This is a genomic window from Streptomyces sp. Da 82-17, from assembly GCF_046098215.1.
Classification (GTDB): Bacteria; Actinomycetota; Actinomycetes; order Streptomycetales; family Streptomycetaceae; genus Streptomyces.
In genome coordinates this window covers 208,900-235,166 of the sequence record NZ_JBJURH010000002.1, presented here as the reverse complement: position 1 = coordinate 235,166, position 26,267 = coordinate 208,900, and the positions used below count along the sequence as shown (strand labels likewise).

Annotated in this window: 21 protein-coding genes; 12 read left to right on the top strand and 9 right to left on the bottom strand. The window is 71.0% G+C overall.

All coding sequences use genetic code 11. The annotated features are described in order from the left end of the window. Window positions 1-3: 3 nt before the first annotated feature. From ACIDOF_RS04030 to ACIDOF_RS04010, 5 genes are all read right to left on the bottom strand, one after another. Window positions 4-1,788: a branched-chain amino acid ABC transporter permease gene (locus tag ACIDOF_RS04030; RefSeq protein WP_409004238.1), complete on the bottom strand. Its 1,785-nt coding sequence runs from the start codon at window positions 1,786-1,788 to the stop codon at window positions 4-6. Window positions 1,789-1,793: 5 nt separating this feature from the next. Next, window positions 1,794-2,723 carry a branched-chain amino acid ABC transporter permease gene (locus ACIDOF_RS04025; protein WP_409004237.1) on the bottom strand — a complete coding sequence of 310 codons (930 nt, stop codon included), beginning with the start codon at window positions 2,721-2,723 and terminating at the stop codon, window positions 1,794-1,796. A gap of 106 nt (window positions 2,724-2,829) precedes the next feature. After that, window positions 2,830-4,044: a branched-chain amino acid ABC transporter substrate-binding protein gene (locus ACIDOF_RS04020; protein WP_409004482.1), complete on the bottom strand. Its 1,215-nt coding sequence runs from the start codon at window positions 4,042-4,044 to the stop codon at window positions 2,830-2,832. A 629-nt stretch (window positions 4,045-4,673) separates the two neighbouring features. After that, window positions 4,674-5,159: a PaaI family thioesterase gene (locus ACIDOF_RS04015; protein ID WP_409004236.1), complete on the bottom strand. Its 486-nt coding sequence runs from the start codon at window positions 5,157-5,159 to the stop codon at window positions 4,674-4,676. A 143-nt stretch (window positions 5,160-5,302) separates the two neighbouring features. Then, window positions 5,303-7,579 (bottom strand): FdhF/YdeP family oxidoreductase, encoded by a 2,277-nt coding sequence (locus ACIDOF_RS04010; protein ID WP_409004235.1) that lies wholly within the window; start codon window positions 7,577-7,579, stop codon window positions 5,303-5,305. 161 nt (window positions 7,580-7,740) lie between these two features. Between ACIDOF_RS04010 and polA the strand changes: the two genes are divergently transcribed. The 5 genes from polA (at window position 7,741) to ACIDOF_RS03985 (ending at window position 14,634) form a co-directional block, all read left to right on the top strand. Then, a complete protein-coding gene (polA, locus tag ACIDOF_RS04005; RefSeq protein ID WP_409004234.1) occupies window positions 7,741-10,494 on the top strand; it encodes a DNA polymerase I in 2,754 nt (917 codons plus the stop codon). A gap of 238 nt (window positions 10,495-10,732) precedes the next feature. Next, on the top strand, window positions 10,733-11,164 hold the full coding sequence (locus tag ACIDOF_RS04000) for a hypothetical protein (protein ID WP_409004233.1): 432 nt from the start codon (window positions 10,733-10,735) through the stop codon (window positions 11,162-11,164). A 227-nt stretch (window positions 11,165-11,391) separates the two neighbouring features. Further along, on the top strand, window positions 11,392-13,224 hold the full coding sequence (locus ACIDOF_RS03995; protein WP_409004231.1) for a lytic transglycosylase domain-containing protein: 1,833 nt from the start codon (window positions 11,392-11,394) through the stop codon (window positions 13,222-13,224). A 265-nt stretch (window positions 13,225-13,489) separates the two neighbouring features. Further along, a complete protein-coding gene (locus tag ACIDOF_RS03990; protein WP_409004230.1) occupies window positions 13,490-13,624 on the top strand; it encodes an SPW_0924 family protein in 135 nt (44 codons plus the stop codon). Between the two features lie 11 nt (window positions 13,625-13,635). Next, complete coding sequence (locus ACIDOF_RS03985; RefSeq protein WP_409004229.1) at window positions 13,636-14,634, top strand: DUF3068 domain-containing protein; 999 nt, start codon at window positions 13,636-13,638, stop codon at window positions 14,632-14,634. A gap of 21 nt (window positions 14,635-14,655) precedes the next feature. On the opposite strand, the gene hrpB is transcribed toward ACIDOF_RS03985, so the two are convergent. Both hrpB and ACIDOF_RS03975 read right to left on the bottom strand, forming a co-directional pair. Then, window positions 14,656-17,178 carry an ATP-dependent helicase HrpB gene (gene hrpB / locus ACIDOF_RS03980; protein WP_409004228.1) on the bottom strand — a complete coding sequence of 841 codons (2,523 nt, stop codon included), beginning with the start codon at window positions 17,176-17,178 and terminating at the stop codon, window positions 14,656-14,658. Window positions 17,179-17,259: 81 nt separating this feature from the next. Then, window positions 17,260-18,084: a class I SAM-dependent methyltransferase gene (locus ACIDOF_RS03975; RefSeq protein WP_409004481.1), complete on the bottom strand. Its 825-nt coding sequence runs from the start codon at window positions 18,082-18,084 to the stop codon at window positions 17,260-17,262. Between the two features lie 376 nt (window positions 18,085-18,460). Here ACIDOF_RS03975 and rpsA point away from each other — a divergent pair, with 376 nt between their 5' ends. Further along, window positions 18,461-19,960 (top strand): 30S ribosomal protein S1, encoded by a 1,500-nt coding sequence (gene rpsA, locus ACIDOF_RS03970; protein WP_409004227.1) that lies wholly within the window; start codon window positions 18,461-18,463, stop codon window positions 19,958-19,960. Window positions 19,961-20,125: 165 nt separating this feature from the next. Here the strand turns inward: rpsA and ACIDOF_RS03965 are convergent, their stop codons facing one another. Continuing rightward, the gene (locus tag ACIDOF_RS03965; RefSeq protein WP_409004225.1) at window positions 20,126-21,094 is read right to left on the bottom strand and encodes a right-handed parallel beta-helix repeat-containing protein; all 969 of its coding nucleotides are present in this window, start codon (window positions 21,092-21,094) and stop codon (window positions 20,126-20,128) included. A gap of 214 nt (window positions 21,095-21,308) precedes the next feature. Here ACIDOF_RS03965 and ACIDOF_RS03960 point away from each other — a divergent pair, with 214 nt between their 5' ends. From ACIDOF_RS03960 to ACIDOF_RS03945, 4 genes are all read left to right on the top strand, one after another. Continuing rightward, the gene (locus ACIDOF_RS03960; protein WP_409004224.1) at window positions 21,309-22,247 is read left to right on the top strand and encodes a PAC2 family protein; all 939 of its coding nucleotides are present in this window, start codon (window positions 21,309-21,311) and stop codon (window positions 22,245-22,247) included. Between the two features lie 65 nt (window positions 22,248-22,312). Next, window positions 22,313-22,921 (top strand): dephospho-CoA kinase, encoded by a 609-nt coding sequence (gene coaE, locus ACIDOF_RS03955; RefSeq protein WP_409004223.1) that lies wholly within the window; start codon window positions 22,313-22,315, stop codon window positions 22,919-22,921. 10 nt (window positions 22,922-22,931) lie between these two features. Beyond that, entirely contained in the window at window positions 22,932-23,315 is a 384-nt protein-coding gene (locus ACIDOF_RS03950) for a DUF3592 domain-containing protein (protein ID WP_409004221.1), read from the top strand. 104 nt (window positions 23,316-23,419) lie between these two features. Then, window positions 23,420-23,830, top strand: a complete 411-nt coding sequence (locus ACIDOF_RS03945; protein ID WP_409004480.1) for a tetratricopeptide repeat protein — start codon at window positions 23,420-23,422, stop codon at window positions 23,828-23,830. Here the strand turns inward: ACIDOF_RS03945 and ACIDOF_RS03940 are convergent. Next, complete coding sequence (locus ACIDOF_RS03940; protein ID WP_409004220.1) at window positions 23,827-24,117, bottom strand: DUF6343 family protein; 291 nt, start codon at window positions 24,115-24,117, stop codon at window positions 23,827-23,829. The two genes, ACIDOF_RS03945 and ACIDOF_RS03940, sit on opposite strands and share 4 nt — an antisense overlap. 242 nt (window positions 24,118-24,359) lie before the next feature. Between ACIDOF_RS03940 and ACIDOF_RS03935 the strand changes: the two genes are divergently transcribed. Then, on the top strand, window positions 24,360-25,265 hold the full coding sequence (locus tag ACIDOF_RS03935) for a trypsin-like serine peptidase (protein ID WP_409004219.1): 906 nt from the start codon (window positions 24,360-24,362) through the stop codon (window positions 25,263-25,265). A gap of 160 nt (window positions 25,266-25,425) precedes the next feature. Next, window positions 25,426-26,139 carry a class I SAM-dependent methyltransferase gene (locus ACIDOF_RS03930; protein ID WP_409004218.1) on the top strand — a complete coding sequence of 238 codons (714 nt, stop codon included), beginning with the start codon at window positions 25,426-25,428 and terminating at the stop codon, window positions 26,137-26,139. Window positions 26,140-26,267: the final 128 nt, after the last annotated feature.

Sequence of the window (26,267 nt, the reverse complement as noted above, 5' to 3'; positions counted from 1 at the left end):
TGGTCACGCCCCCGCCTTGGCGGTGCCGACGGCGTCGTCGGGGAGTCGTTGGTCGGGTACGTCGAGTTGGCCGGTCTCGTGGAATTCGAGCTGGGCGCGCTTGTTGGCGACGAGCCCTTCGGGCCGGAATCGCATGAGCAGGATCAGGGCGAGTCCGAAGAGGATGAGCTGGAAGTCCTCGAGGAACTGGAGCTTGGCGGGAATGAGGTACAGGAGCGCGGCGCCGATGAGCGGTCCGCTGATGGTGCCCATTCCGCCGAGGATGACCGCGGCGAGCAGGAACGCGGAGTTCGGGGGCACGGTGTTGGCGAAGAGGTACTGCTCCGGCGTGATGCTGTAGGAGACGTGAGCCTGGACCGTGCCGGCGAATCCGGCGAGGGTGGCGCCGAGTGCGAAGGCGATGAGCTTCACGCGGAATCCGTTGATTCCCATGGCGGTCGCGGCGGTTTCGTCCTCGCGTACGGCGACCCAGGCGCGGCCGATGCGGGATTCTCCGGAGCGCCGGAACACCATGACGACGACCGCGGTGAAGAGCAGCATCAGCAGGTAGTAGTTGCCGGAGCGGCCGAGGGTGAATCCGGCGATCTCGTGCGGCATACCGAAGTTGAAGCCGAAGAGTTCGAGATCGGGGATGTTCGGAATGCCCTGGGAGCCGTTGGTGACGTCGGGGCCCGCGCTGCCGTTGAGGTTGTTCATGGTGATGCGGAAGATCTCGCCGAATCCGAGGGTGACGATGGCGAGATAGTCGCCGCGCAGCCGCAGCGTCGGGGCGCCGATGAGCACACCGAAGATGAGCGAGGCGGCGGCGCCGACCAATACGGCGGCCCAGAACGGGAATTGGACGCCGAGGGTGGACTGCGGCGATCCGGACACGAGGGCGGCGGTGTAGGCGCCGACGCCGAGGAAGGCGACGTATCCGAGGTCGAGGAGTCCGGCGAGGCCGACGACGACGTTCAGGCCGAGGGCGACGGTCGCGAAGATCAGGATGTTGGCGCCGATGAGGGCGTACGACTCGTCGGTCTGCGTGAACGGGAAGCAGGCGGCGGCGATCAGCGCCGCGGTCAGGGTGATCGTGCGGTGCTTCGCGGTGAGCCGGTTGAGGCGGGCGATGAGGCCCGCGCGGAACACGGCCGGGGCGACGAGGGCGACGGTGATCAGGAAGCCGACGAACAGCTCCGAGTACGCGTCGATTCCGTAGGCGAAGACGTAGAGGCCGGTGCCGAACGCCGCGGCGATGACGAGGATTTCGGCCCAGCTCGCCAGTTCCTTCGCGGGCGGCGCCGGGGGTGCCTTGAGGGCGTGCTTGAAGCGGCCCCAGGCGCCGGTGGCGTCCTCGTCGGGCGGCAGGTCGTGGGGCAGGCCGAGGGCGGCGACGACGGCGACGAGCGCGCCGACGCCGGAGACCCAGGCGCCCGGTTCGAGGTTGACGATGCCGCCGAGCTGCACGGATATCGCGGCGATGGCGTACAGGGTGGTGCCGAGCACGCCGAGCGCGGTGAGCAGGACGGGGCTGCTCTTGCCGGCGGGGGTGAGCCAGGTGAGGCCGCGTATGCCCATGCCGGAGAGGGTGAAGAGGGCGGTGAGCAGGGCGCCGACGAGGGTGATGACCTGGAGGCCGCCGGGGTAGCCGGTGACGGTGAGGTTGCCGGGGAACTCCTCGGTCCAGGTCCAGGCGAGGAAGGTGCCGGCGAGGGCGAGCGCGGAGCCGGCGAGGACGCCGGCGCGGGCCGCGGTGGCGGGCAGGGGGAGCAGCGAAGTGGGCTGCTGCGCAAGGGTTTTGGTGGTCATGGCTATCACGCCCGATCCGCGACGCGTTCGCCCAGCAGGCCTTGTGGCCGCAAGAGCAGTACGAGGATGAGGAGGGTGAAGGCCCAGACGTCCTTCCAGGCGCCGCCGCCGAAGAGTTCCATTCCGGGAATTTCACCGATGTAACCGGTGGCGAGGGATTCGGCGATGCCGAGTACGAGGCCGCCGAGCATGGCTCCGTAAATGTTGCCGATGCCGCCGAGCACGGCCGCGGTGAAGGCCTTGAGGCCGAGGATGAAGCCCATCTTGAATCCGACCTGGCCGTTGTGGAGGCCGTATCCGACGGCGGCCACGGCGGCGAACGCGGCGCCGATGGCGAAGGCCATCACGATGATGCGGTCGGTGTTGATGCCCATGAGCTTGGCGGTGTCGGGGTCCTGCGCGGTGGCCTGCATTCCGCGGCCCGAGCGGGTCTTGTTGACGAAGAGGCCCAGGGCGAGCATGCAGATCGGGGCGGCGACGAGGACGAAGAGGCTGCCGATCTGGATGTTGGCGCCGAATATGGTCAGCGGGTCGCCGTCGAACTGCGGGAAGGAACGGTCCTTCTTGGCGTCCGGGTACCACTTCCAGACCGCCTGCTGGAGCAGGATCGAGAGGCCGATGGCGGTGATGAGCGGGGCGAGTCGTGGCGCGCCGCGCAGGGGCCGGTAGGCGAACCGTTCCGCCGCGGTGCCGACGGCGACGGAGCAGATCATGCCGCCGATGATCATGAGAGGGATGGCGGCTGCGAGGGAGAAGCCCTCGGGCAGCATGAGGTGGACGGTGAGGGCGCCGAAGCCCCCGACCATGAATATCTCGCCGTGGGCGAAGTTGATGAGCTGGACGATGCCGTAGACCATCGTGTAGCCGATCGCGATGAGTCCGTACATCGCGCCGAGGATGAGTCCATTGGCCAGCTGCTGCGGCAGTTCGTTCACCGCAAGGCCTCCGTGGAATGGTTCGGATAAGGCGCCGCGCGGGAGCGCTCGTAGCGCTCCCGCGCGGTCTGGATCAATGCCGTTCGCGGCCGGGAGGGCCGGGGTTCTATTCGGGCTTGTAGGCCCCGCTGAACTCCGGCTTCCATTCCTTACCTTCGACCCGGTAGGCGGTCATCATGGTGTTCGTGGTGTCGCCGTACTCGTCGAACGAGACGCTTCCGGTGACGCCGTCGAACTTGACCTTGCTCATCGCTTCGAGGACCTTTGCGCGGGCGTCCTCGGGGAGCTTTCCGTCGTTCTCCTCGACGGCGATCTTGACGGCCTCGATGATGGACCAGGTGGCGTCGTACGTGCCGCCGCCGTAGGCCTCGTAGGCGTCCTTGTATCCGGCCTTCTTGTAGTTCTCGATGAAGGTCTTCGCGGAGTCGAGGAGTTCGACCGGCTTGCCGACGGAGGTGGCGAGGTCGCCTTCCGCCTTCTTGTTCAGCTTGATGAAGTCGGCGCTGTAGATTCCGTCGCCGCCCATCAGCGGAATCTTGGCTCCGCTGTCCTTGAGCTGCTGGCTGAGCGGGCCGGCGGCGGGGTATTCACCGCCGTAGTAGACGGCCTTGGCTCCGGAGTTCTTCACCTTGGTGACGACGGAGTTGAAGTCGCGGTCCTCGGGGTTGATGTGGTCGGTCTTGACGACCTTTCCGCCGAGCTGGGTGAAGGTGTCCTTGAACGACGCGGCGAGGCCTGCGCCGTAGGTCTTCTGGTCGTCGATGATGTAGACCTTCTTGACCTTCGCCTTGTTGAAGAGGTACTTGGCGGCGAAGTCGCCCTGGACCTGGTCGGTCGTGGCGGTGCGGAAGAAGGTCTTGAAGGGGCGCTTGCGGTCGCCGGTCTTCCAGCCGTCGCCCTGGGTGAGCTCGGTGCCCGTGTTGGCGGGGGAGACCTGGACGAGGCCCGCGTCGTTGAAGGGCTTCTGCATCGACTGGGAGACGTTCGAGTTCAGCGGTCCGACGACGCCGAGAACTTCCTTGTTGCTGATGAACTTCTGGGCGTTCTGCTGGCCGACGGAGGGCTGAGCCTGGTCGTCGGTGGCTTCGAGCTTGAACTCGACGCCTTCGACGAATCCTTCCTTGTTCGCGGTCTTCACGGCGAGGTCGGCGGAGTTCTTGATGCCGAGTCCGAGCGCGGAAAGGTCACCCGTCAGAGGCGCGTCGACACCGATGACGACTGTGGTCTTGTCTCCGTCACCGCCGCCTTTTCCTTCGTCGCGCGAGCCGCAGGCGGTGAGGGTGAGAGCCCCGGTGGTCAGCACGGTGGTGAGTATGAGCAAGGAACGGTTTCGCACGATTGGTCCTTTCCCTGGCGCGGCTTCCTCAGTTGGTGAGGCGCCGTGTGATCGCCGGGCCGTACTGGGTGTGGTACAGGGCCGTGCAATTCAGTTCGCGCCCGGCGGCGCGGTGACTGGCGGTGACTCTAAGCGCAGGTGAACGCATGCGGGATAGGTGCGGGGCAGGATGTGACGTTCTTGTTATCCGGGGTGAATGGGCGACGCCTCGGTGAGGTCCAAACAGCGTTTTTGGTGCTGTCACCGTCGTTCGCATGGTGAGAATTTGCAGTTCCGCTCAGGGGTCAAAAATGATCTTGAGCATTGCTTCCGGTGTGAATCCTGCAGTGTGAATACGGGATTTCGGCGACCCGCCTTGTGTGAACGGATTGTGTCGATGGGGCGCACCCGCATTACTCACAGTTACGGCGAGCGGGCTGCGGGAGGGTCGCGAGCGGGCGCGGGCGGGGTGCGAGCCGGGGTGTGGATAGGGCGCGAGTCGGGCGGAGTGCCGGGCGGGGAGCCGCCCTCCGCGCAACAGACGGGCGGGGCGCGCCACTTGAAGTGACGCGCCCCGCCCGCGGTGCCCCCGGGTGACCCGCGAAGGTCCACAGCCCCCGATCAGCCGGCTCGGCTCAACTCTCCTTGCCCGCCTGCCCGTTGTCGGGCGCGGCGTCCCGCAGCAGGCAGGTCAGACGCGCGGTGCAGACCCGCTTGCCCTGCTCGTCGCTGATGACGATCTCGTACGTGGCGGTCGAGCGGCCCCGGTGCACGGGCGTGGCCACGCCGGTGACCAGGCCGGAGCGGACGCCGCGGTGGTGCGTGCAGTTCAGGTCGACTCCGACAGCGATCTTGGAGACGCCGCCGTGCAGCATCGAGCCGACCGAACCGAGCGTCTCGGCGAGCACCGCGGACGCGCCGCCGTGCAGCAGCCCGTACGGCTGCGTGTTGCCCTCGACGGGCATGGTGCCGACGACCCGGTCCGGGGCGGCCTCGACGATCTCGATGCCCATGCGGGTGCCGAGGTGTCCGGCGGAGAACAGGGCGGGCAGGTCGACGCCGAGTGACGCGTACTCGTCGACGATCTCCTGCGGGAACTTGACGTTGTGCTTCTCGCCCATGGGCCTCGACTCCAGTTCGTCGTCCTTGTGGCGGCGGTCCGGCCGTGCGTCGCACCGTACCGCCGCCTGAGCAAACGCTTAGACGAGGGGCGATTGTTCCAGACCGCTCCGCGGGCCGTCCCGGGGCGGCGACGGGGGCGGTGTCAGGGGCGGGCCTCCAGGCGCACGACGACGGACTTGCTCGCCGGGGTGTTGCTGGTGTCGGCGGTCGCGTCCAGCGGCACCAGGACGTTCGTCTCCGGGTAGTACGCCGCCGCGCAGCCGCGGGCCGTCGGATAGTGCACGACCCGGAAGCCCGGCGCCCGCCGCTCCACACCGTCCTGCCACTCGCTGACCAGGTCGACGTACGCCCCGTCGGCCAGGCCGCCCAACTCGCGGGCGTCCGCCGGGTTCACGAGGACGACGCGGCGGCCGTTCCTGATGCCGCGGTAGCGGTCGTCGAGGCCGTAGATCGTGGTGTTGTACTGGTCGTGGGAGCGCAGCGTCTGCAACAGCAGCCGCCCCTCGGGCACTTCGGGGTACTCGACCGGCGCCGCCGTGAAGTTGGCCTTCCCGGTGGCCGTCGGGAAGCGGCGCTCGTCTCTCGGCGCGTGCGGCAGGGCGAAGCCGCCGGGGCGGGCCACGCGCGCGTTGAAGTCCTCGAAGCCGGGCACCACGCGCGCGATGCGGTCGCGGATCGTGGCGTAGTCCTTCTCGAACTCCTCCCACGGCGTGCTGCTCTTCTCGCCCAGGACGCGGCGGGCCAGACGGCTCACGATCGCCGGCTCGGACAGCAGCTGCGGGCTCGCCGGCTCCAGGCGCCCGCGCGAGGCGTGCACCATGCCCATCGAGTCCTCGACGGTCACGAACTGCTCGCCGCTGCCCTGCAGATCGCGCTCCGTGCGCCCGAGCGTCGGCAGGATCAGGGCACGCGCGCCGGTGACCGTGTGGGAGCGGTTCAGCTTCGTCGACACATGCACCGTCAGCCGGGCCCGCCGCATCGCCGCCTCCGTCACCTGAGTGTCGGGCGACGCGGAGACGAAGTTGCCGCCCATGGCGAAGAACACCTTGGCCTCGCCGTCGCGCAGCGCCCGGATCGCGCGCACCACGTCCAGGCCGTGCTCCCGCGGCGGCGCGAAGCCGAACTCCCGCTCCAGGGCGTCGAGGAACGCCGGCGCGGGCCGCTCGAAGATGCCCATCGTGCGGTCGCCCTGCACGTTCGAGTGACCGCGCACCGGGCACACGCCCGCACCCGGACGGCCGATGTTGCCGCGCAGCAGCAGGAAGTTCACCACCTCGCGGATCGTGGGCACCGAGTGCTTGTGCTGCGTCAGGCCCATCGCCCAGCACACCACCGTCCGCTTCGACGCCAGCACCATGGCGAGCGCCTCCTCGATCCGGGACCGCTCCAGGCCCGTCGCGGCCAGCGTCTCGTCCCAGTCGGCCGCACGCGCGGCCGCCGCGAACTCCTCGTACCCATGGGTGTGTTCGCGGACGAACTCCTCGTCCACGGCGCCGTCCGCATCGAGGATCAGCTTGTTGAGGAGGCGGAACAGGGCCTGGTCGCCGCCGAGGCGGATCTGCAGGAACAGGTCCGTCAGGGCGGTGCCCTTCAGCATCCCCTGCGGGGTCTGCGGGTTCTTGAACCGCTCCATGCCCGCCTCGGGCAGCGGGTTCACGGTGATGATCCGCGCGCCGTTCGCCTTCGCCTTCTCCAGGGCGGACAGCATGCGCGGATGGTTCGTGCCCGGGTTCTGGCCGGCCACGATGATCAGGTCCGCCTTGTACAGATCCTCGAGCAGGACGCTGCCCTTGCCGATGCCGATCGTCTCCGTCAGGGCCGAGCCCGACGACTCGTGGCACATGTTGGAGCAGTCCGGCAGGTTGTTCGTGCCGAACTCGCGGGCGAACAACTGGTACAGGAACGCCGCCTCGTTGCTCGTGCGCCCCGACGTGTAGAACAGCGCCTCGTCCGGTGAGCTCAGCGCGTCCAGCTCCTCGGCGACGATGTCGAACGCCTGCTCCCAGCTGACCGGCTCGTACCGCTCCGCGCCCTCCGGCAGATACATGGGGTGCGTGAGGCGGCCCTGCTGCCCCAGCCAGTAACCGCTGCGGCGGGACAGGTCCGCCACCGGGTGCGCGGCGAAGAACTCCGGCGTGACCCGGCGCAGCGTGGCCTCCTCGGCTACCGCCTTCGCGCCGTTCTCGCAGAACTCCGCCTTGTGCCGGTGCTCCGGCTCGGGCCAGGCGCAGCCGGGGCAGTCGAAGCCGTCCTTCTGGTTCACCCGCAGCAGCGTCAGCGCCGTGCGGCGCACGCCCATCTGCTCCTGGGCCATGCGCAGCGTGTGCCCGATGGCGGGGAGCCCGGCGGCGGCGTGCTTGGGGCCTTCGACCTGCGGTGCGTCCTGGACGGGATCGCCGGCGGGGGGCTTGCCTGCCATGACCGGTCTCCTTCGAACAGTCACTGTCTGCGTACGCCTCGATCCTCGCACGCGTCGCACCGGACCCGGGAGGCCTGTGGAAAACTCCCTCACCAGGCCCGCAGGGGTGCGGTGGGCGGACGCGGACGGGAATGTCAGTGGGGCGTGGCAGGATCGGGGACGTGGCAGAGACAGCATCGAAGAAGACCCCCGCCCAGCCGAAGGCCGCGAAGGCCGCCGACCCGACCGCAGGCGGCAAGCGCCCGCGCCTGATGCTCATGGACGGGCACTCGCTCGCGTACCGGGCGTTCTTCGCGCTGCCCGCGGAGAACTTCACGACGGCGACGGGCCAGCCCACCAACGCGATCTACGGCTTCGCGTCGATGCTGGCGAACACGCTGCGCGACGAGCAGCCCACGCACTTCGCGGTCGCCTTCGACGTCTCCCGCAAGACCTGGCGCTCCCAGGAGTTCGCGGAGTACAAGGCGAACCGCTCCAAGACCCCGGACGAGTTCAAGGGCCAGGTCGAGCTGATCGGCGAGCTGCTCGACGCGATGCACGCGGAGCGGTTCGCGGTCGACGGCTTCGAGGCGGACGACATCATCGCCACGCTCGCCACCCAGGCCGAGGCCGCGGGCTTCGAGGTCCTCGTCGTCACCGGCGACCGCGACTCCTTCCAGCTGGTCAGCGAGAACGTCACGGTCCTCTACCCCACGAAGGGCGTCTCCGAGCTCACGCGGTACACCCCGGAGAAGGTCCAGGAGAAGTACGGACTGAGCCCCTCCCAGTACCCGGACTTCGCGGCCCTGCGCGGCGACCCGTCGGACAACCTGCCGGGCATCCCCGGCGTCGGCGAGAAGACCGCCGCGAAGTGGATCAACCAGTTCGGCTCGTTCGCCGAGCTCGTGGAGCGGGCCGACGAGGTCAAGGGCAAGGCCGGGCAGAACTTCCGGGACCACCTGGAGGCCGTGAAGCTCAACCGCCGCCTCACCGAGATGGTCCGGGACGTCGAACTGCCCAGGACCGTCGACGACTTGGAGCGCGCGGCGTACGACCGCAAGGCCGTCGCCGTCGTCCTCGACACCCTGGAGATCCGCAACCCGTCGCTGCGCGAGCGCCTCCTCGCCGTCGACCCGGGCGCCGAGGACACCGACCAGACGCCCGTCGCCGACGGCGTGGAGATCGACGGCACGGTCCTCGGCTCCGGCGAGCTCGCCCCCTGGCTCGCCGAGCACGGCAACGCGGTCCTTGGCATGGCCACGGTCGACTCCTGGAAGCTGGGCACCGGCGCCGTCGCCGAGGTCGCCCTCGCCGCCGCCGGGGGAGCGGCCGCCTGGTTCGACCCGTCCCAGCTGGACGAGGCCGACGAGAACGCGTTCGCGCAGTGGCTCGCCGACCCGAAGAAGCCGAAGGTCGTGCACGACGCGAAGGGCGCCCTGCGGGTCTTCGCCGAGCACGGCTGGACCATCGAGGGCATCACCATGGACAGCGCCCTCGCGGCGTACCTGGTCAAGCCCGGCCGCCGCTCCTTCGCCCTGGACGCGCTCTCCCTGGAGTACCTGGGCCGCGAGCTCGCCCCGGCCGCGGAGGCCGACGGCCAGCTGGCGTTCGGCGCGGACGACACCGCCGAGGCGGACGCCCTCATGCACCAGGCGCGTACGGTCCTCGACCTGGGCACCGCCTTCGGCGAGCGGCTCGAGCAGGTCGGCGCGGCCGAGCTGCTCACCGACATGGAGCTGCCCGTCTCCGCGCTGCTCGCCAAGATGGAGCGCGCCGGCATCGCCGCCGACCGGGCCCATCTCGAGGCCATGGAGCAGCAGTTCGCGGGCGCCGTGCAGCAGGCGGTGAAGGAGGCGCACGACGCCGCGGGCCACGAGTTCAACCTCGGCTCGCCCAAGCAGCTTCAGGAAGTCCTCTTCGGCGAGCTCGGCCTGCCCAAGACGAAGAAGACCAAGACCGGTTACACGACGGACGCCGACGCCCTCGCCTGGCTCGCCGCCCAGACCGACAACGAGCTCCCGGTGATCATGCTCCGCCACCGCGAGCAGGCGAAGCTCCGCGTCACCGTCGAGGGCCTGATCAAGACGATCGCCGCGGACGGCCGCATCCACACGTCGTTCAGCCAGATCGTCGCCGCGACCGGCCGCCTGTCGTCCACGGACCCCAACCTGCAGAACGTCCCGGTGCGCACCGACGAGGGCCGCGCCATCCGCCGCGGCTTCGTCGTCGGCGACGGCTTCGAGTCCCTGATGACCGCGGACTACAGCCAGATCGAGCTCCGCGTCATGGCCCACCTCTCCGAGGACGAGGGCCTGATCGAGGCGTTCACCTCCGGCGAGGACCTGCACACCACGGTCGCCTCCCAGGTCTTCAACGTCCCGGGCGACCAGGTCGACGCCGAGATGCGCCGCAAGATCAAGGCCATGTCGTACGGCTTGGCGTACGGACTGTCCGCGTTCGGCCTGTCGCAGCAGCTGAACATCGAGGCGTCCGAGGCCCGCGCCCTGATGGACACGTACTTCGAGCGGTTCGGCGGCGTGCGGGACTACCTGCACCGCGTGGTGGAGGAAGCCCGGGCGACGGGGTACACGGCGACGATCCTCGGCCGCCGCCGCTACCTCCCGGACCTCAGCAGCGACAACCGCCAGCGCCGCGAGGCCGCCGAGCGGATGGCGCTCAACGCCCCGATCCAGGGCACCGCGGCGGACATCGTGAAGATCGCGATGCTGCGGGTCGGACAGGCCCTGGAGAAGGCCGAGTTGGCGTCCCGGATGCTGCTCCAGGTGCACGACGAAATCGTGCTCGAGATCGCCCCCGGCGAGCGCGAGCAGGTCGAGGAACTGGTGCGCCGCGAGATGGCCGGCGCGGTCAGCCTCCGCGCCCCGCTCGACGTATCGGTCGGCGTCGGCACGGACTGGGAGTCGGCGGCCCACTGAGGGCAGGGGGGAGGGGTGCGGGGCGTCGGCCCCGCACCCCTAGCGTGCAAGGAGGACCGGGGAGGGGCCACCTCGCCCCACCGTGCCAACCGCACCCCGCACCCCCGCACCCCCGCACACCCATCGTCCCCGCCGCATCACAGCAGGTGACAGCCGTGCGGGCCCGGTACGGCGGGGCGCACACCCGGATGGCCGTCGTGCCCGTGCCGGGGGTTCCGGCAGGAGGCAACGTGGCGGCATGGTCAGCCACCAGAGCCGCGCGGCCGTGATCGCCGCCATGGTCCCCGTCCTGCTCGTGCCGATATCCGCGCTCGCGGCACGCGCCGAGGACCGTCGCGCACGACGCGCCGCCACCTGCCGAGCCGCCACCACCCCCGCGCTCGCCACCTCCGCACTCGCCGCCCGTACGTCACCGGACGTACGGGCGGCTTCGTCGTACGGGCCGCCGGATCCCGAGCCGGTGCCCGTGCCGGAGGACGAGAGCCTGTTGTGGTGCGCGCTCGAAGGCGGCGGGCACCGGCACGACACCGTCGGACCCACCCGCGTACTGCTCGTCGAGACCGTGCTGCGGCGGGCGCAGGAGTTCGGGCGCCGCCTGACCGGCGCCGAGGGCCGCCGCGTACGCGCCCACACCCCGAGCCCCGCCTCCGGCGGCCCGCGAACCTGGTGAGGGCACGCCCCCGTCCCGCCCCACCCGCCCGAACCTGAGGATTCACCTCCGGTTCCGGCCGCGGAAACGAACCGTTGCCCCGACGGCACAGGCCGCCCCGGCGTGTGGCCAACCGGTGAAAAGCGGACCTGAACGGGTGTCTGGGCGCGGGAAGTTGCCGTAGGGTCGCCTGCGTCAGCGCGCTGGGGAGTTGCGCGCACGATCACCAGCGGGAGGGGATCAGACGTATGGCAGCGCTGTACGGTCGACGGCTGCGCAAGACGGCGGTGAGCGCGGCGGTGGCCGCGGCAGCGGTGGCGGCGCTCTCCGCGTCGCAGGCGCCCGGCGTCACCGACACCCCGCAGGGCCGCAAGACCACCGAGTCCAGCGCGCCCGCGGACGACTCCGCGACCGGCAACTCCCCGTACTACACGGACCTTCCGCCGCTCGACAGCCCGTACCCGCCGGGCGACGAGCAGGAGCAGCTGGTCCGGGAGGCCGAGGCCGGCATACCCGCCACCGTCCTCGACGCGTACAAGAAGGCCGAGGCGGAGCTGCGCGCGAGCAAGCCCGGCTGCCGACTGCCCTGGGAACTCCTCGCGGCGATAGGCAAGGTGGAGTCCGGGCAGGCGCGCGGCGGCCGCGTCGACGACAACGGCACCACCCTCCGGCCGATCCTCGGCCCGCAGCTCAACGGCGTCGGCTTCGCGAACATCCGCGACACGGACGGCGGTTCGTACGACGGCGACACCACGCACGACCGCGCCGTCGGCCCCATGCAGTTCATCCCGTCCACCTGGGCGACGTGGGCGCAGGACGGCAACGGCGACGGCAAGAAGGACCCCAACAACATCTACGACGCGGCCCTCGCCGCCGGCCGCTACCTCTGCGCGGGCGACCGCGACCTGTCGACCACCGCGGGCCTGCACCAGGCGATCCTCAGCTACAACCACTCGCAGCACTATCTGCGTACGGTCCTGTCGTGGCTGGAGTTCTACCGCAAGGGCACCCACGAGGTTCCCGACGGCACCGGTGTGCTGCCCGTCAACCGCAGCAACGACGACGCCAAGTCCGGTTCGGCGAAGGGCGGTTCGGGCGGCTCGACGGGCGGCTCCGGGAACGGGGGCACGGAATCCGGCTCCGGTACGAACAACGGGTCCAACACCGGTACGGGCGCGAACTCCGACGCCCCGGCGCCCGGCTCGACCGACGGCTCCACGGGCACCGACAGCCCGAACGGATCGGGCGACTCCGACGGCGGCACCGACGGCGGCGGCAGCACCGGCGGGACGGACAGCGGCGGCAGCACCGGCGGCACCGGAACCGACCCCTCCGAGCCCAGCACCGGCCCCGGCGGCGGCAGCGAGAGCCCCAGCCCCACCCCCACACCGACCGCGCCCGAGGACCGGGTCGCGAAGCTCGCGGACGCGGGGACCGGCGAGCTCACCGCCACCGCGGGCGAGACGTTCGCCGCCCGGCCCGTCGTACGGGCGCACGGCGCGAACGGCGCGGGCGTCGCCGGAGTGCAGATCCGGTACGAGATCGTCGGCGACACGGACTCCCGCTTCGCGGGCGGCGCCACCGGCGCGACGATCACCACCGACAGCACCGGCAAGGCCGTCGCGCCCGAGCTGCGGGCGGGCGAGCAGACCGGCGAGTTCACGGTCCGCGCCAAGGTCGTCGGCCGCACCCTCGCCCCCGTCGAGCACACCGCGAAGGTCACCGCCCGCCAGGCCGACTCGATGTCCCGCGTCGGCGACCAGGAGATGACCTGCGCGTCCGGCGCCGAGTACACGGTCCCCGTCGAGGTGAAGGCCACGTACAACGGCGAGGCGGCAGTCGGGGTCGAGGTCACCGCGACCATGATCAAGTCGGCGGAGGACCCGACCGTCAACGACAAGGGCCCGTACTTCAAGAACGCGGACGGCGACGTGATCCGCACGCTCAAGGGCCTCAAGACCGACGCGAACGGCGTGCTGAAGCTGCCGAGGATCTACGCGGACGGCGCGCAGGGCACGTACCTGCTGCGGATCGCCGCGGTCGGCGGCGGGACCGTCACCGTCGAGCTCAAGGTCTCCTGACCCGGCGACAGGACAAGCCCCGACTGACCCGGCAGCAGGACTGACTCCGACCGTTCCGCCCCCGCGCCCTCCCCGGGCCCGGGGGCGGTGCCCTGTCCGGCCCGCGCCGACCCGCGCCGCACAGCATCTTCGGCCCGCGCCCGGCCCATCTCCGGCCCGTGCGACGTGTTCTCATCTCACGGCCGCATTGCTACGGTGCCCCCGCCCTGACGCCGTGTCAGGTCGGCGGTTCGGCCGGCCTGGCCACCACCACGGGAGGCCGAGCATGCGCGCCCTGATCTCCGCCGCCATCGGCCTCGTCGCCGCGCTCGCGCTGGTCCTCACCATCACGGCCGTCGGCGCGCCGCCCGGCGAGACCTCGCCGAAGCCGCTGCTCACCACCGTCCCCGACCACCCGTAGGGAGGGCCGCGATGCGCCGCAAGGCCGGCCTCGTCCTGCTCGCGTTCGCCGTGTTCTTCACGGCCCTGTCCCCCCTGATGCGGTTCTACGCCTTCCCGCGTCTGGCGAAGATCCCGCCCAGCCAGTACCAGGAGATGGTCCTGGAGGTGAAGCCGGCGACGCTCATCGACTACGGCACCATGCAGCCGAAGAAGGTCGACAAGCTCACCATCGTGCAGACCCTCAAGGGCAACGTCGAGGAGTCGGAGAAGATCGAGAAGAAGGTCGGGAAGGACGTCGTCGTCTGGGACGGACTCGTCCACGTCGTGGGCCCCGACGGCAAGATGGTCTCTCAGATCCCCGAGCGCTACATCTTCGACGCCCACACCCAGGAACCCGTGCACGCCAAGGGCGAGATGGTCGACGGGCGGGCCGTGAAGCGCGAGGGCATCGAGTTCAAGTGGCCCTTCCTCACCGAGCAGAGGGACTACGAGTATTACGACGCACGGGCGAACAAAACCGCCCCCATCCACTACAAGGGCACCCGCGACTTCCGCGGCGTAGAGGTCTACTACTTCGAGCAGACCATCCCCTGGACCGAGGTCGAGGTCCCCAACACCCTTCCCGTGAAGGGCATCACGCCGGAGTCCGTCCGCAAGACCGGCACGAAATTCTGGTACACGACGGTCCGCAAGTTCTGGGTCGAACCGACCACAGGAGCGCCCGTGTACGGCGAGGAGATCCACAAGGAGGAGATGCGCGGCGGCACCCTCCTGGAGGGCAGCGGACGCGACAAGGTGACCGCCTTCGCCGGCCACGCCAAGATCCGCGAGGACTACATCGACTACACCGTCGACCTGGTCAAGTCCCAGCGCGTCCTCGTCCTCCTCCTCACCAGCTACCTCCCCTGGGGCTTCCTCGCCCTCGGCGCCGCCCTGCTGACCCTCGCCCTCGTCCTGGAGGCCCGCAGCCGCAGGCCCGGCGAACCGGAAGCGGAATCCACCCCTGAGCCCGAACCCGTCAACGCCTGAGTCCGGCGGCGCCCGAACCCGTCAACGCCTGAGCCGCGCGTTCGTGTGCCGGGTCGGCTCCGCCGTCGCCGGGTCCTCCGGCCACGGGTGCTTCGGATAACGGCCGCGCAGCTCCGCCCGTACGCCCCGGTAGCCGTCCCGCCAGAACGACGCCAGGTCCGCCGTGACCGCCGCCGGACGGCCCGCGGGGGAGAGCAGGTGGACCAGGACCGGAACCCCGGCCACCGTCGGCGTCTCGGCGAGCCCGAACATCTCCTGCAACTTGACGGCGAGCACGGGCTGTCGCGGATCCGAGTAGTCCACCCGGATCCGCGAACCGCTCGGCACCTCAAGCCGCTCGGGCGCCAGCTCGTCGAGCCGCGCCGCCTGCCCGTCCGCCCACGGCAGCAGCCGGTTCAGGCACTGCCCCGCGTGGATCCGCCCCAGATCCGCCCGCCGCCGCGCCTTCGACAGCTCCGGCTCCAGCCACTCCTGCACGCGCGCGTAGAGGGCGTTCTCCGATACGTCGGGCCAGGGCGCCCCGAGCTGCTCGTGCAGGAACGCGAGCCGCAGGCGCAACTCCCGTGCGCTGTCGGACCACTTGAGCAGCGCCGTGCCCTCCGCGCGCAGACCGGTGAGCAGCGCCTCCCGCACCAGCGCGGGATCCGCGTCCCTCAGCGGGCGCACCGCCAGCTCCACGGCGCCGAGGCGCTCCACGCTCCGCGCGACCACGTCCCCGTCCGCCCAGGCGACCTCCTCGCCCGCGGAGCGCAGCGGTGCGGCGGCCCGCAGCGCCGTCTCCTCGTCGACGACCGCGGCAAGCCGCACGCGCGCGTGCGCCGAGCTCACCGGGCGGTCCGCGACGGCCACGGCCAGCCACGGCGCCGCGTGCAGCGGCGAACCGGGACCCGTCGCCGCGGCCGTGCCCGAAGCCATCAGGAACGTGCCGTCACCACGCGCGCGTGCGACCCGTTCCGGGAACGCGAGAGACGCGACGAGCCCGCACACCCGGTCGTCCCCGAGCGCGGCCCCAGGCCCCTGCTGCGCGCCGACCGCCTTCTCCCCGACCGCCGAGGTGAGCCGTCGTACCTCCTGCCGCCAGCGCGACCCGTACGCGTCGCCACCGCGCCGCGCGGACCGCAGCGCCGCCGCCAGGTCGTCCCCGTACTCGCGCGGCGGCTCCTCGCTCAGCAGCGCCACCACCTCCGCGGCGGCCCGCGCACCCGCCTCGGCCGCCCCGTCGAGCAGCGCCCGCGCGAGACGCGGATGGAGGCCCAACCGGGCCATGCGCGCGCCCCGTTCGGTCACCCGGCCGGTGTCCGCGGACAGCGCGCCGAGCGCCGTGAGCACCTCCCGCGCCGCCGCGAGCGCCCCGGCGGGCGGGGCGTCGAGCAGCGCCAGGCCCGAGGCGTCCGGATCACCCCAGCAGGCCGCCTGCAGCGCGAACGCCGCCAGGTCGGCCACCCTGATCTCCGGCGCCGGGAAGCGCGGCAGCCGCCCCTGCTCCGCCTCCGCCCAGCACCGGTACACGGCCCCCGGCGCCTCGCGCCCCGCGCGCCCGGCACGCTGCCGCCCGGCCGCCTGCGAGGCCCGCACCGTCGTCAGCGCACTCAGGCCCCGCGCGTGATCGGTACGCGGCTCCCGCGCGAGCCCCGCGTCGACGACCACCCGCACGCCCGGCACCGTCAACGACGACTCCGCGACCGCCGTGGCCAGCACGACCCGGCGCCCCGCACCCGGCGACAGCACCGCGTCCTGCACCGCCGCCGGCGCCCGCCCGTGCACCTGCAGCACCTCGACGCCGCCGAGATCCCCCAACTGGCCCGCCACACGCGCGATCTCCCCCACGCCGGGCAGGAAACACAGCACATCGCCGTCCCGCTCGGCCAGCGCCCGCCGCACCACAGCCGCCACATGAGAGAGCAGCGCCGGGTCCACCCGCATCCCATGAGGAGGCCGCACCGGCCGCGCGGGCGGCGCCCACACCACGTCCACCGGGTACGCGACACCCTGCGCCTCGACCACCGGCGCACCGCCCAGCAGCCGCGCCCACCCCTCCGCGTCCGTCGTCGCCGACGCCGCCACCAACTCCAGCTCGGGCCGCAGCGCCGCCCGTACGTCGAGCAGGAAGGCCGCCACCGTGTCCGCGTCCAGGTGTCGCTCGTGGCACTCGTCGAGGACGACCGCGTCGACGCCGCTCAGCTCCTGGTCGCGCTGGAGGCGCTGCAACAGCACACCGGTCGTGACGACCTCCACGCGCGTGTGCCGCCCGACGACGCGCTCCCCGCGCACCGTGAACCCGACGCTGTCGCCGACCTTCTCGCCGAGCAGCCACGCCATCCGCCGCGCCGCCGCACGCGCGGCGATCCGGCGCGGCTCGGCCACCACGACCCGCCGCGCCTCGGACCCGCCGAGCAGCCCCGCCAGCTCCAGCGGCACCAGCGTCGTCTTGCCGGTGCCGGGCGGCGCGCACAGCACCGCCGCGCCCTGCCCTGCGAGGGCGGCACGCAACTCGGGCACGGCCTGCCGTACGGGCAACTGCTCCAGGACGTCGCTACGGATCACGCACCCAGTCTCCCGGACGGCTCCGTACGACAGTCCGACAGTCCCCCGGCTTCGTACGCTCCAGCAGCCGCCGTACGACCGTCAGTCCCGTTCGCAGACGAAGATCGCCGTGCCCGGGATGAGGCTGCCGCGCAGCGGGGACCAGCCGCCCCACTCCTGCGTGTTCCACTCCGGCCACTCCGGCTCGACCAGGTCCACCAGGCGGAAACCGCCCGCCACCACGTCCCGCACCCGGTCGCCGACCGTCCGGTGGTGCTCCACATAGACGGCGTTGCCCTGCTCGTCCTGCTCCACATAAGGAGTGCGGTCGAAATACGACGCCGCGACGGACAGGCCCTCCGGGCCCGGCTCGTCCGGGAAGGCCCAGCGCATCGGATGCGTCACCGAGAACACGAACCGCCCGCCCGGCCGCAGCACCCGGCGCACCTCGCGCAGCACCAGCACCGGATCGGCGACGAAGGGCAGCGCCCCGTACGCGGAGCAGGCCAGGTCGAAGGAGCCGTCGGCGAAGGGCAGCGCCCCCGCGTCCGCCTGGACGAGGGGGAGGGGAGCGGAGGAGTTCAGGTCGTCGATGCGCAGCGCGTGCTGCAGCTGGCGGTGCGAGAGGTCGAGGGCGACCGGGCGGGCGCCCTGCGCGGCCAGCCAGCGCGAGCACTGCGCGGCGCCGGCGCCGATCTCCAGGACGTCGCGCCCCTTCAGGTCCTCCGCCGGGCCGAGCAGCTCGGCCTGCACCTCGTCGAGCCCCTCGGGGCCCCAGACGAAGCGGTCGTCGCCGAGGAAGGTGCCGTGCTCGACCTGGTACTCGTCCGCGTTCCGGTCCCACCAGCCGCGGTTCGCGCGGCTGCTCTCGGCGACGCCCGAGGCGCGCCGGGTGGCTTCCGGTTCGGGCAGCTCGTGCTCTTGGATGGTCGGCTCCCTCGTCGTACTCTTCCGTCGAACGCTGTCGTCGCGGGGGTTCGCGAGGCGCGGTTGGCCTCGTGCGACAGTTCTTGTGCCGGGTATGCGGCGATCCGCCCCGGGTGCCCGCCTTCGCGCATTGACCCTGCCCGGCAGCCCCCGTATGCTACAAGTTGCGCTGGCGGCCTGCGCTCCTCAGACAGAGCAGGGTGCGCTCGCATCTGTTGTATGTCCCCTCGGTTGTCGAGGCGATTCCGTTTTTCCCGGTGGGAAGTCTTCCCGGGGAAACCGCGCCTCCTGAACTGTCTGGCTTCTGCAGGGCGAAATGGGCTCTCGGCGTAGCAGTACCTACGACTTCAATGTCCGTACCGGAGCCCTTTCCCACATGACGAGCAGCACCGAGACCACCGCCACCACCCCGCAGGTTGCGGTCAACGACATCGGTAACGAGGAAGCCTTCCTCGCCGCGATCGACGAGACGATCAAGTACTTCAACGACGGCGACATCGTCGACGGCGTCATCGTGAAGGTCGACCGGGACGAGGTCCTGCTCGACATCGGTTACAAGACCGAAGGTGTCATCCCGAGCCGCGAGCTCTCGATCAAGCACGACGTCGACCCGAACGAGGTCGTCGCCGTCGGCGACGAGATCGAGGCCCTGGTTCTCCAGAAGGAGGACAAGGAAGGCCGCCTGATCCTCTCGAAGAAGCGCGCCCAGTACGAGCGTGCCTGGGGCACCATCGAGAAGATCAAGGAAGAGGACGGCATCGTCACCGGTACCGTCATCGAGGTCGTCAAGGGTGGTCTCATCCTCGACATCGGCCTCCGCGGCTTCCTCCCGGCCTCCCTGGTCGAGATGCGCCGCGTCCGCGACCTCCAGCCCTACGTGGGCAAGGAGCTCGAGGCGAAGATCATCGAGCTGGACAAGAACCGCAACAACGTGGTCCTGTCCCGCCGTGCCTGGCTCGAGCAGACCCAGTCCGAGGTCCGCCAGACGTTCCTCACCACCCTGCAGAAGGGCCAGGTCCGCTCCGGCGTCGTCTCCTCGATCGTCAACTTCGGTGCCTTCGTGGACCTGGGCGGCGTCGACGGTCTGGTTCACGTCTCCGAGCTGTCCTGGAAGCACATCGACCACCCGTCCGAGGTTGTCGAGGTCGGCCAGGAAGTCACCGTCGAGGTCCTCGACGTGGACATGGACCGCGAGCGTGTCTCCCTGTCGCTCAAGGCGACGCAGGAAGACCCGTGGCAGCAGTTCGCCCGCACCCACCAGATCGGCCAGGTCGTGCCCGGCAAGGTCACGAAGCTGGTTCCGTTCGGTGCGTTCGTCCGCGTGGACGAGGGCATCGAGGGTCTGGTCCACATCTCCGAGCTGGCCGAGCGCCACGTGGAGATCCCGGAGCAGGTCGTCCAGGTCAACGACGAGATCTTCGTCAAGGTCATCGACATCGACCTCGAGCGTCGTCGCATCAGCCTCTCGCTGAAGCAGGCCAACGAGGCCTTCGGCGCCGACCCGTCGGCCGTCGAGTTCGACCCGACCCTGTACGGCATGGCCGCGTCCTACGACGACCAGGGCAACTACATCTACCCCGAGGGCTTCGACCCCGAGACCAACGACTGGCTCGAGGGCTACGAGGCGCAGCGCGAGGCCTGGGAGACCCAGTACGCCGAGGCGCAGCAGCGCTTCGAGCAGCACCAGGCCCAGGTCATCAAGTCCCGCGAGGCCGACGCCCAGGCGGCGGCCGAGGGTGGCGAGGCCGCTGCTGCCGCTCCGGTCAACGCCGGTGGCGGTTCGTACTCCTCGGAGTCGGACGACAACTCCGGCGCCCTGGCGTCGGACGAGGCGCTCGCCGCTCTGCGCGAGAAGCTGGCCGGCGGTCAGAGCTGAATCGCTCTGCGCTAGCAGGTAGTTGAACAAGTGGGCCCGCACCTTCTGGTGCGGGCCCACTTGCCTTTTCGCCCACTCGCCGTGGGGTGCCTTCTTTGTGCGGGTGCCGGTTTCGTCGTGGCTGGTCGCGCAGGTCCCCGCGCCCCTAGGTGATGCCCCCCTTCGTCAAGGCGTGACCTCTATGTTCGTCAGGCCCTTGCCTCCCGTGACCGTGTTGCTCGCGTAGACCGTCGTGCGGCAGGCGTCGCTCTGGTTGGTCACGTTGATCGCGAGTTGTTTGTCGCCGGAGGCGCCGGTCAGGTCGGAGGCGTTGTCGCGGAAGACCGTGCCGCAGCCCCAGCCGGGCTTCTGGGTGTGGGTCTCGTAGCCGTTGTTCGTGGTGTTCCGGCCCCGGTTGTCCGCCACCAGGACGTCGTTGCCCTTCACGTCGACCCATGAGTCGTCGTAGTTCGCGCCCGTCAGGCCCCTGCCGTCGAAGGTGTTGCCGACGATCTGGGCGCCCGTCGTGCCCTCCTTGATGTCGACGCTCTCGCCGCCCACGTCCGGGCCGATGGTGTTGCCGGTGATGCGCACCCGGTCGCTCTTGTCGTCGAGGGTGTTGGCGCTGCCCACGTACACACCCTCGCCCATGCCGCGGCCGTCGTTGCCGGTGTCGTGGATGCGGGAGTTCTTGATCACGCCGTCGCTCGACGACTTGCGGAAGTGCACGCCCTCCATGTCCAGGCCGTGCACCGTCACCGAGTCGACGACCACACCTCGGGCCGCGTCGATCATGATGCCCTTCTGGCCACCGGTGACGGTCACGCCGTGCACGGTCCAGTACGCCGCTCCGTCGAGGTGCAGGCCGTACCCGCCGCCCGCCTTCAGGACCGCGTTCCCGGAGCCGGTGAGCGTGATGCGCGCGTCGGGGCGGGCCGCCGTCGAGGCCTTGAAGTTCCCGCTGTACGTGCCGTCGGCCAGGCGGATCGTGTCGCCGGCGCGGGCGGCCGACAGGGCGGACTTCAGCTCGGCCGAGGTGGACACGTCGATGACCGCGTCCGGGGCCGGACCCGCGGCGGCGGAGGCGGCGACGGCAGGCACGGCGGCGGTCGCGGTCAGGACGGCGAGGGAGACGAGGAGAGTACGCGTACGCATGGGGGGTTCTCCTATATGAATGCGGGGCCTGTGTGTGAACGTGAGGCTGCTCCGGGAACGTAGAGGCGGGGCATGTCCCCGTCAAGGTCTGGACCAGACGAGTTGGCGTAGTACGCGCGCGTGGTGCAGGAAACGGCGTCGTGGGGCCGGGGGTTGGGAATGCTTGTGCCGCGTCACGTGTTCTGGAGTACGAACACGAGGAGGAGCGGTCACTGTGGTTGAACCCGAGGGTTTGTACAGGTGGGAGCCGAAGGGCCTGGCGGTCGTCGACATGGCGTTGGCCCAGGAGTCGGCGGGACTCGTCATGCTCTACCACTTCGACGGGTACATCGACGCCGGCGAGACCGGCGACCAGATCGTCGAGAAGCTCATCGACACGCTCCCCGGCCAGGTCGTCGCCCGCTTCGACCACGACCGGCTCATCGACTACCGCGCCCGCCGCCCCCTGCTCACCTTCGAGCGCGACCGCTGGACCGACTACGAGGTCCCGGCGCTCGAGGTCCGCATGCTGCAGGACGCCACCGGCGCGCCGTTCCTACTGCTGTCCGGGCCCGAGCCGGACGTCGAGTGGGAGCGGTTCGCGGCCGCCGTCAAGCAGATCGTCGAGCGGCTCGGCGTGCGCCTGTCCGTCAACTTCCACGGCATCCCCATGGGCGTGCCGCACACCAGGCCCGTCGGCCTCACCCCGCACGGCAACCGCAGCGAACTCGTCCCCGGCCACACCTCGCCCTTCGACGAGGCGCAGGTGCCGGGGAGCGCGGAGGCGCTTGTCGAGTACCGCCTGATGCAGGCCGGGCACGACGTCCTCGGCGTCGCCGCGCACGTCCCGCACTACATCGCCCGCTCCGCCTACCCGGACGCGGCGCTCACCGCCCTGGAAGCGGTCACCTCGGCCACCGGTCTGGTACTGCCCGCCGCCGCGCACGCGCTGCGCACCGAGGCGCACCGCACCCAGAACGAGATCGACCGCCAGATCCAGGAGGGCGACGAGGAACTGGTCTCCATGGTCCAGGGACTTGAGCACCAGTACGACGCGGCGGCCGGAGCGGAGACGCGCGGGAACATGCTCGCCGAACCGGTCGAGATCCCGTCCGCCGACGAGATCGGCCGGGAATTCGCACGGTTCCTCGCGGAGCGCGAAGGCGACCTCTGAGCCCCGCGTGAAGATCCCGAGGGGGCGGGCAGCGGAGAGTGAAGCGAGGCCCTAAGCTGCCGGGCATGCTGAAAGTGGGTTTGACCGGCGGAATCGGCGCGGGCAAGAGCGAGGTCTCCCGCCTGCTCGCCTCGTACGGGGCGGTCCTGATCGACGCCGACCGGATCGCGCGCGAAGTCGTGGAACCGGGAACTCCGGGGCTGCGGGCGGTGGTTGAGGCCTTCGGGCCCGAGATCCTCGCCGCCGACGGCAGCCTCGACCGGCCGCGCCTCGGCTCCGTCGTCTTCGCCGACCCGGAGCGGCTCGCCGTGCTCAACGGCATCGTGCACCCGCTGGTCGGCGCCCGCTCGGCCGAACTGGAGGCCGCGGCCGGCGCGGACTCCGTCGTCGTGCACGACGTACCGCTGCTCACCGAGAACGGCCTTGCCCCGCTGTACGACCTGGTGATCGTCGTCGACGCGTCCCCCGAGACCCAGCTCGACCGGCTCGTACGGCTGCGCGGCATGTCCGAGGAGGACGCCCGCGCGCGGATGGCCGCCCAGGCCACCCGCGAGAAGCGCCTGGAGATCGCCGACATCGTGATCGACAACGACGGGCCCCTGGAAGCGCTCGAACCGCAGGTACGCAGCGTCTGGGAGGACCTCGCGCGGCGCGCAGCCGCGGGCGACGCCTGAGGGCCCGCCGATGCTCGTACTCGCGGTGCTGACCGCGCTCGGCGGTCTCGTCGCGCTCCTCGCCGGCGGCTACGGGCTGCGCAGGACCCGGCGCATGGAGGCGTCGGCGCAGGCGGCGGACGCGCTGGTCAAGCCGCCGCAGCCGGGCTCGGACCGGCCGCTGGTGCAGTTCGGGACGGCGGACGGCAGGGTCGTGGAGATCGCCTCCCCGGTCCGCCGCACCCGGCGCCGACCGCTGCGGCCGGGCAGCGAACTCCGCATCGCGTACGACGCGGACGACCCGCGCGAGATCGTGCTCCTCGACCGGCGGCGCGTACGCGTCGACCAGGCGTTCATGGTCGCCGGTGCCGCGCTGGTGGTGCTCGGTGTGGTGCTGGTGGTGCGAGCCCTGTAGGGGGCGCCCGTGGCGATACGGGGGTGCGGGTTCGGTGGAATAGCGCTGGTGCAGGGCGCGTTGAAACCGAGCAGTGAGGGAAGGACTCAGTCGTGCCCGAAAGCATCGGTCGTAGCAGCAGCGGATCCGGCGACACCGGCGGTGGTCGCGGCGGTGCCGGGCGTAACCCCGAGACGCATGTCATCGACTTCCGCGCGGCCGAGCAGCTCCTCGCCGCGCGCGATCCGCGGGGTGCCGTGAAGCTGCTCGACGAGGTCATCGCCGCGCACCCGGAGAACACCGCCGCCCGGCTCCTTCGCGCCCGCGCCTTCTTCGCGTCGGCCCAACTCCGCGCCGCCGAGCTGGAGTTCTCCATCGTCCTGGAGCGCGAGCCGGACAACGCCTTCGCCCACTTCGCCCTGGCCCGCACCTACGAACGCGCCAACCGGCCCGGCCAGGCCCGCCGCCACTTCCGCCTCGCCGCGGCCCTCGACCCGCAGCCGGAGTACCTGGCGGCGGCCCGCTTCGACGGCTAGCCGCGCGGGCGGTCGCGCCCCGGCCGGTTGTCGCCGTGGTCCGGTTCGTACGGGGGAACGTCCCGGCCCGGCTGGAAGTGCGGGCCCTGGCGGATGTGGCGCAGGACCAGGACCAGGTCGACCGTGACGATCAGCCACAGCACCCCGCAGGCCGCGGCCCAGCCGGGGCGGCCCGCCACGGCGAAGGCCGCGGTGCCCGCCGTCGTCCAGATCAGGCCCCACACGCCGAGCCAGAAGCGCATGCGGAGGGGACTGCGCGCAGTCATCGGTTCACTGCCCGTGCGCATCGAAGGCACCTCCCGCCGGGCGGATCTCCACGCCCCGCCCAGGCGTTTCTTCCTGCTTCTTCCAGGATCCTCCTGCGGAATCCCCGACGGAAATCGGGCTCAGGCCGATCCGTAACCAGCTTGTGTTGACGCGCCCCTGACACAGTGTCGAATTCGTGGCACGCTGCCCCCTGCACTCCCACCTCCCGAACGAAGGAGTACGCAGCGTGAGACGACGCAGCCTTCGAATACCCCACAGGGCCATGAGCGCGGTCGCAGCGGCCGGCGCCCTGGTGGCCGGACTGCTCCTGCAGACCGGATCTGCCTCCGCCTCGACCGCCCCCTCGGCGGAGGACTTCTGGACGGCCGAGCGGATGCGCTCCGCCGAGCCGCTCGACCTGCTGCCGGTGAACCCCGGCGACCTGACCAAGGTCAAGGAGGGCGTGGAGAAGCTCGTGCCGGGGACCGGTCTGCCCGGCGCCGAGGCCTTCCCCGAGCAGGGCGGGCCCTGGACCGGCGGCGGCAAGGTCACCAGCACCACGGGCCGGGTCTTCTTCACGTACCAGGGCCGCCAGGCCTCCTGCTCCGGCAACGCCGTGACCAGCGCGAACAAGTCGACCGTCCTGACCGCAGGGCACTGCGTGAAGATGGACGGCGCCTGGCACACCAACTGGGTGTTCGTCCCCGGCTACAAGGACGGCCAGGCGCCGCACGGCAAGTGGACGGCCGCCAAGACCATGTCCACGCCGCAGTGGACCGCGAGCGAGGACATCAACTACGACGTCGGCGCGGCGGTCGTGAACCCGCTCGACGGCAAGCGGCTCACGGACGTCGTCGGCGCCCAGGGCGTGGCCTTCAACAGCGGCTACAACAAGAAGATGTACGCCTTCGGCTACCCGGCCGCCGACCCGTACGACGGGTCCAAGCTCATCCACTGCAGCGGGAACTCCTTCCAGGACTTCCTGCTCTCCGACGACCACGGTCTGTCCTGCGACATGACCGGCGGCTCCAGCGGCGGCCCCTGGTTCCAGGACTTCAACGAGTCCACCGGAACCGGCCTCCAGACCTCGGTGAACTCCTTCGGCTACAACTTCCTGCCGGGGTACATGTTCGGCCCCTACTTCGGGGACGACGCCAAGAACCTGTACGAGAAGGCGCAGGCGAGCTGAGCTCGGAACTCCTTCCTCGCGAACGGCCCCGCGCCCTCCCGGTGCGGGGCCGTTCCGCGTTCCGTCTTCGTCCTCGCGGGTGAGCACGGGGCCGTGCCACGATCGGGTGACGCTCGCGGATGCGGGGAACTCCCGTACGAGCGCCGCCCGTTGGACCGGCATGAGCGAAGTGATCCGAGAGGGATACTCGGGCACGGGGCCGGGGGCGATCACACCCGACGGCTGCGCGGTCGAGTTGTACGCACGCCTGAAGGCGGGGGTCGAACCGGACATCGTGGCGGGCGCGGTTCCGCAGGGCGGGAGCCTGCTCGAACTGGGCTGCGGGGCCGGGCGGTTGACGCGCCCGCTGACCGGCAGAGGCTTCACGGTGACCGCCGTCGACGAGTCGGCGGAGATGCTGGCGCACGTCGAGGGCCTGCCCGGCGTGGCCCGGACGGTGCGCAGTCCGATCGAGGCGCTCGACGGGGGAGGGCTCGGCGAGCGGTTCGACGTCGTGCTGCTCGCCTCGTTCCTGGTGCACGCCGCCGACCCCGCCGTACGGAACGGCATCCTGGGCGCGTGCCGGAGCCATGTGAAGGACGACGGCTGCGTGCTGATCCAGCGCGAGGGCGCCGACTACCACACGGCCCTGCCGAGAGAGCGCGTCGACCCCGCCGGGTACACGGTCCGGATCGTGTCGTCGACGCCGGTCGGGGACGGGGTCAACTCCGTGGAAGCGCAGTACATATGGCCGGACGTCACCTGGACGCAGACGTTCCGGGCGCGGGTCCTGAGCGTGGCCGAGTTCGAGGAGCACCTCGCGCGGGCCGGGCTCGCCGTGGAGCGGTACCTGACGGAGGACGGGACGTGGGTGCTGGCGCGGCCGGTGCGGTGAGGGGGAGGAGGGCCGCCGCCCCTGCGGCCGTGCGGTGAGGGGCGGGGAGCCCTGTGGCCTTGGGGCGAGCGGTGCTCGTCGTGTGCGGTCGCTGCTCGTGAAGGTCGTGCGCCGGGTGCTCGGTAGGG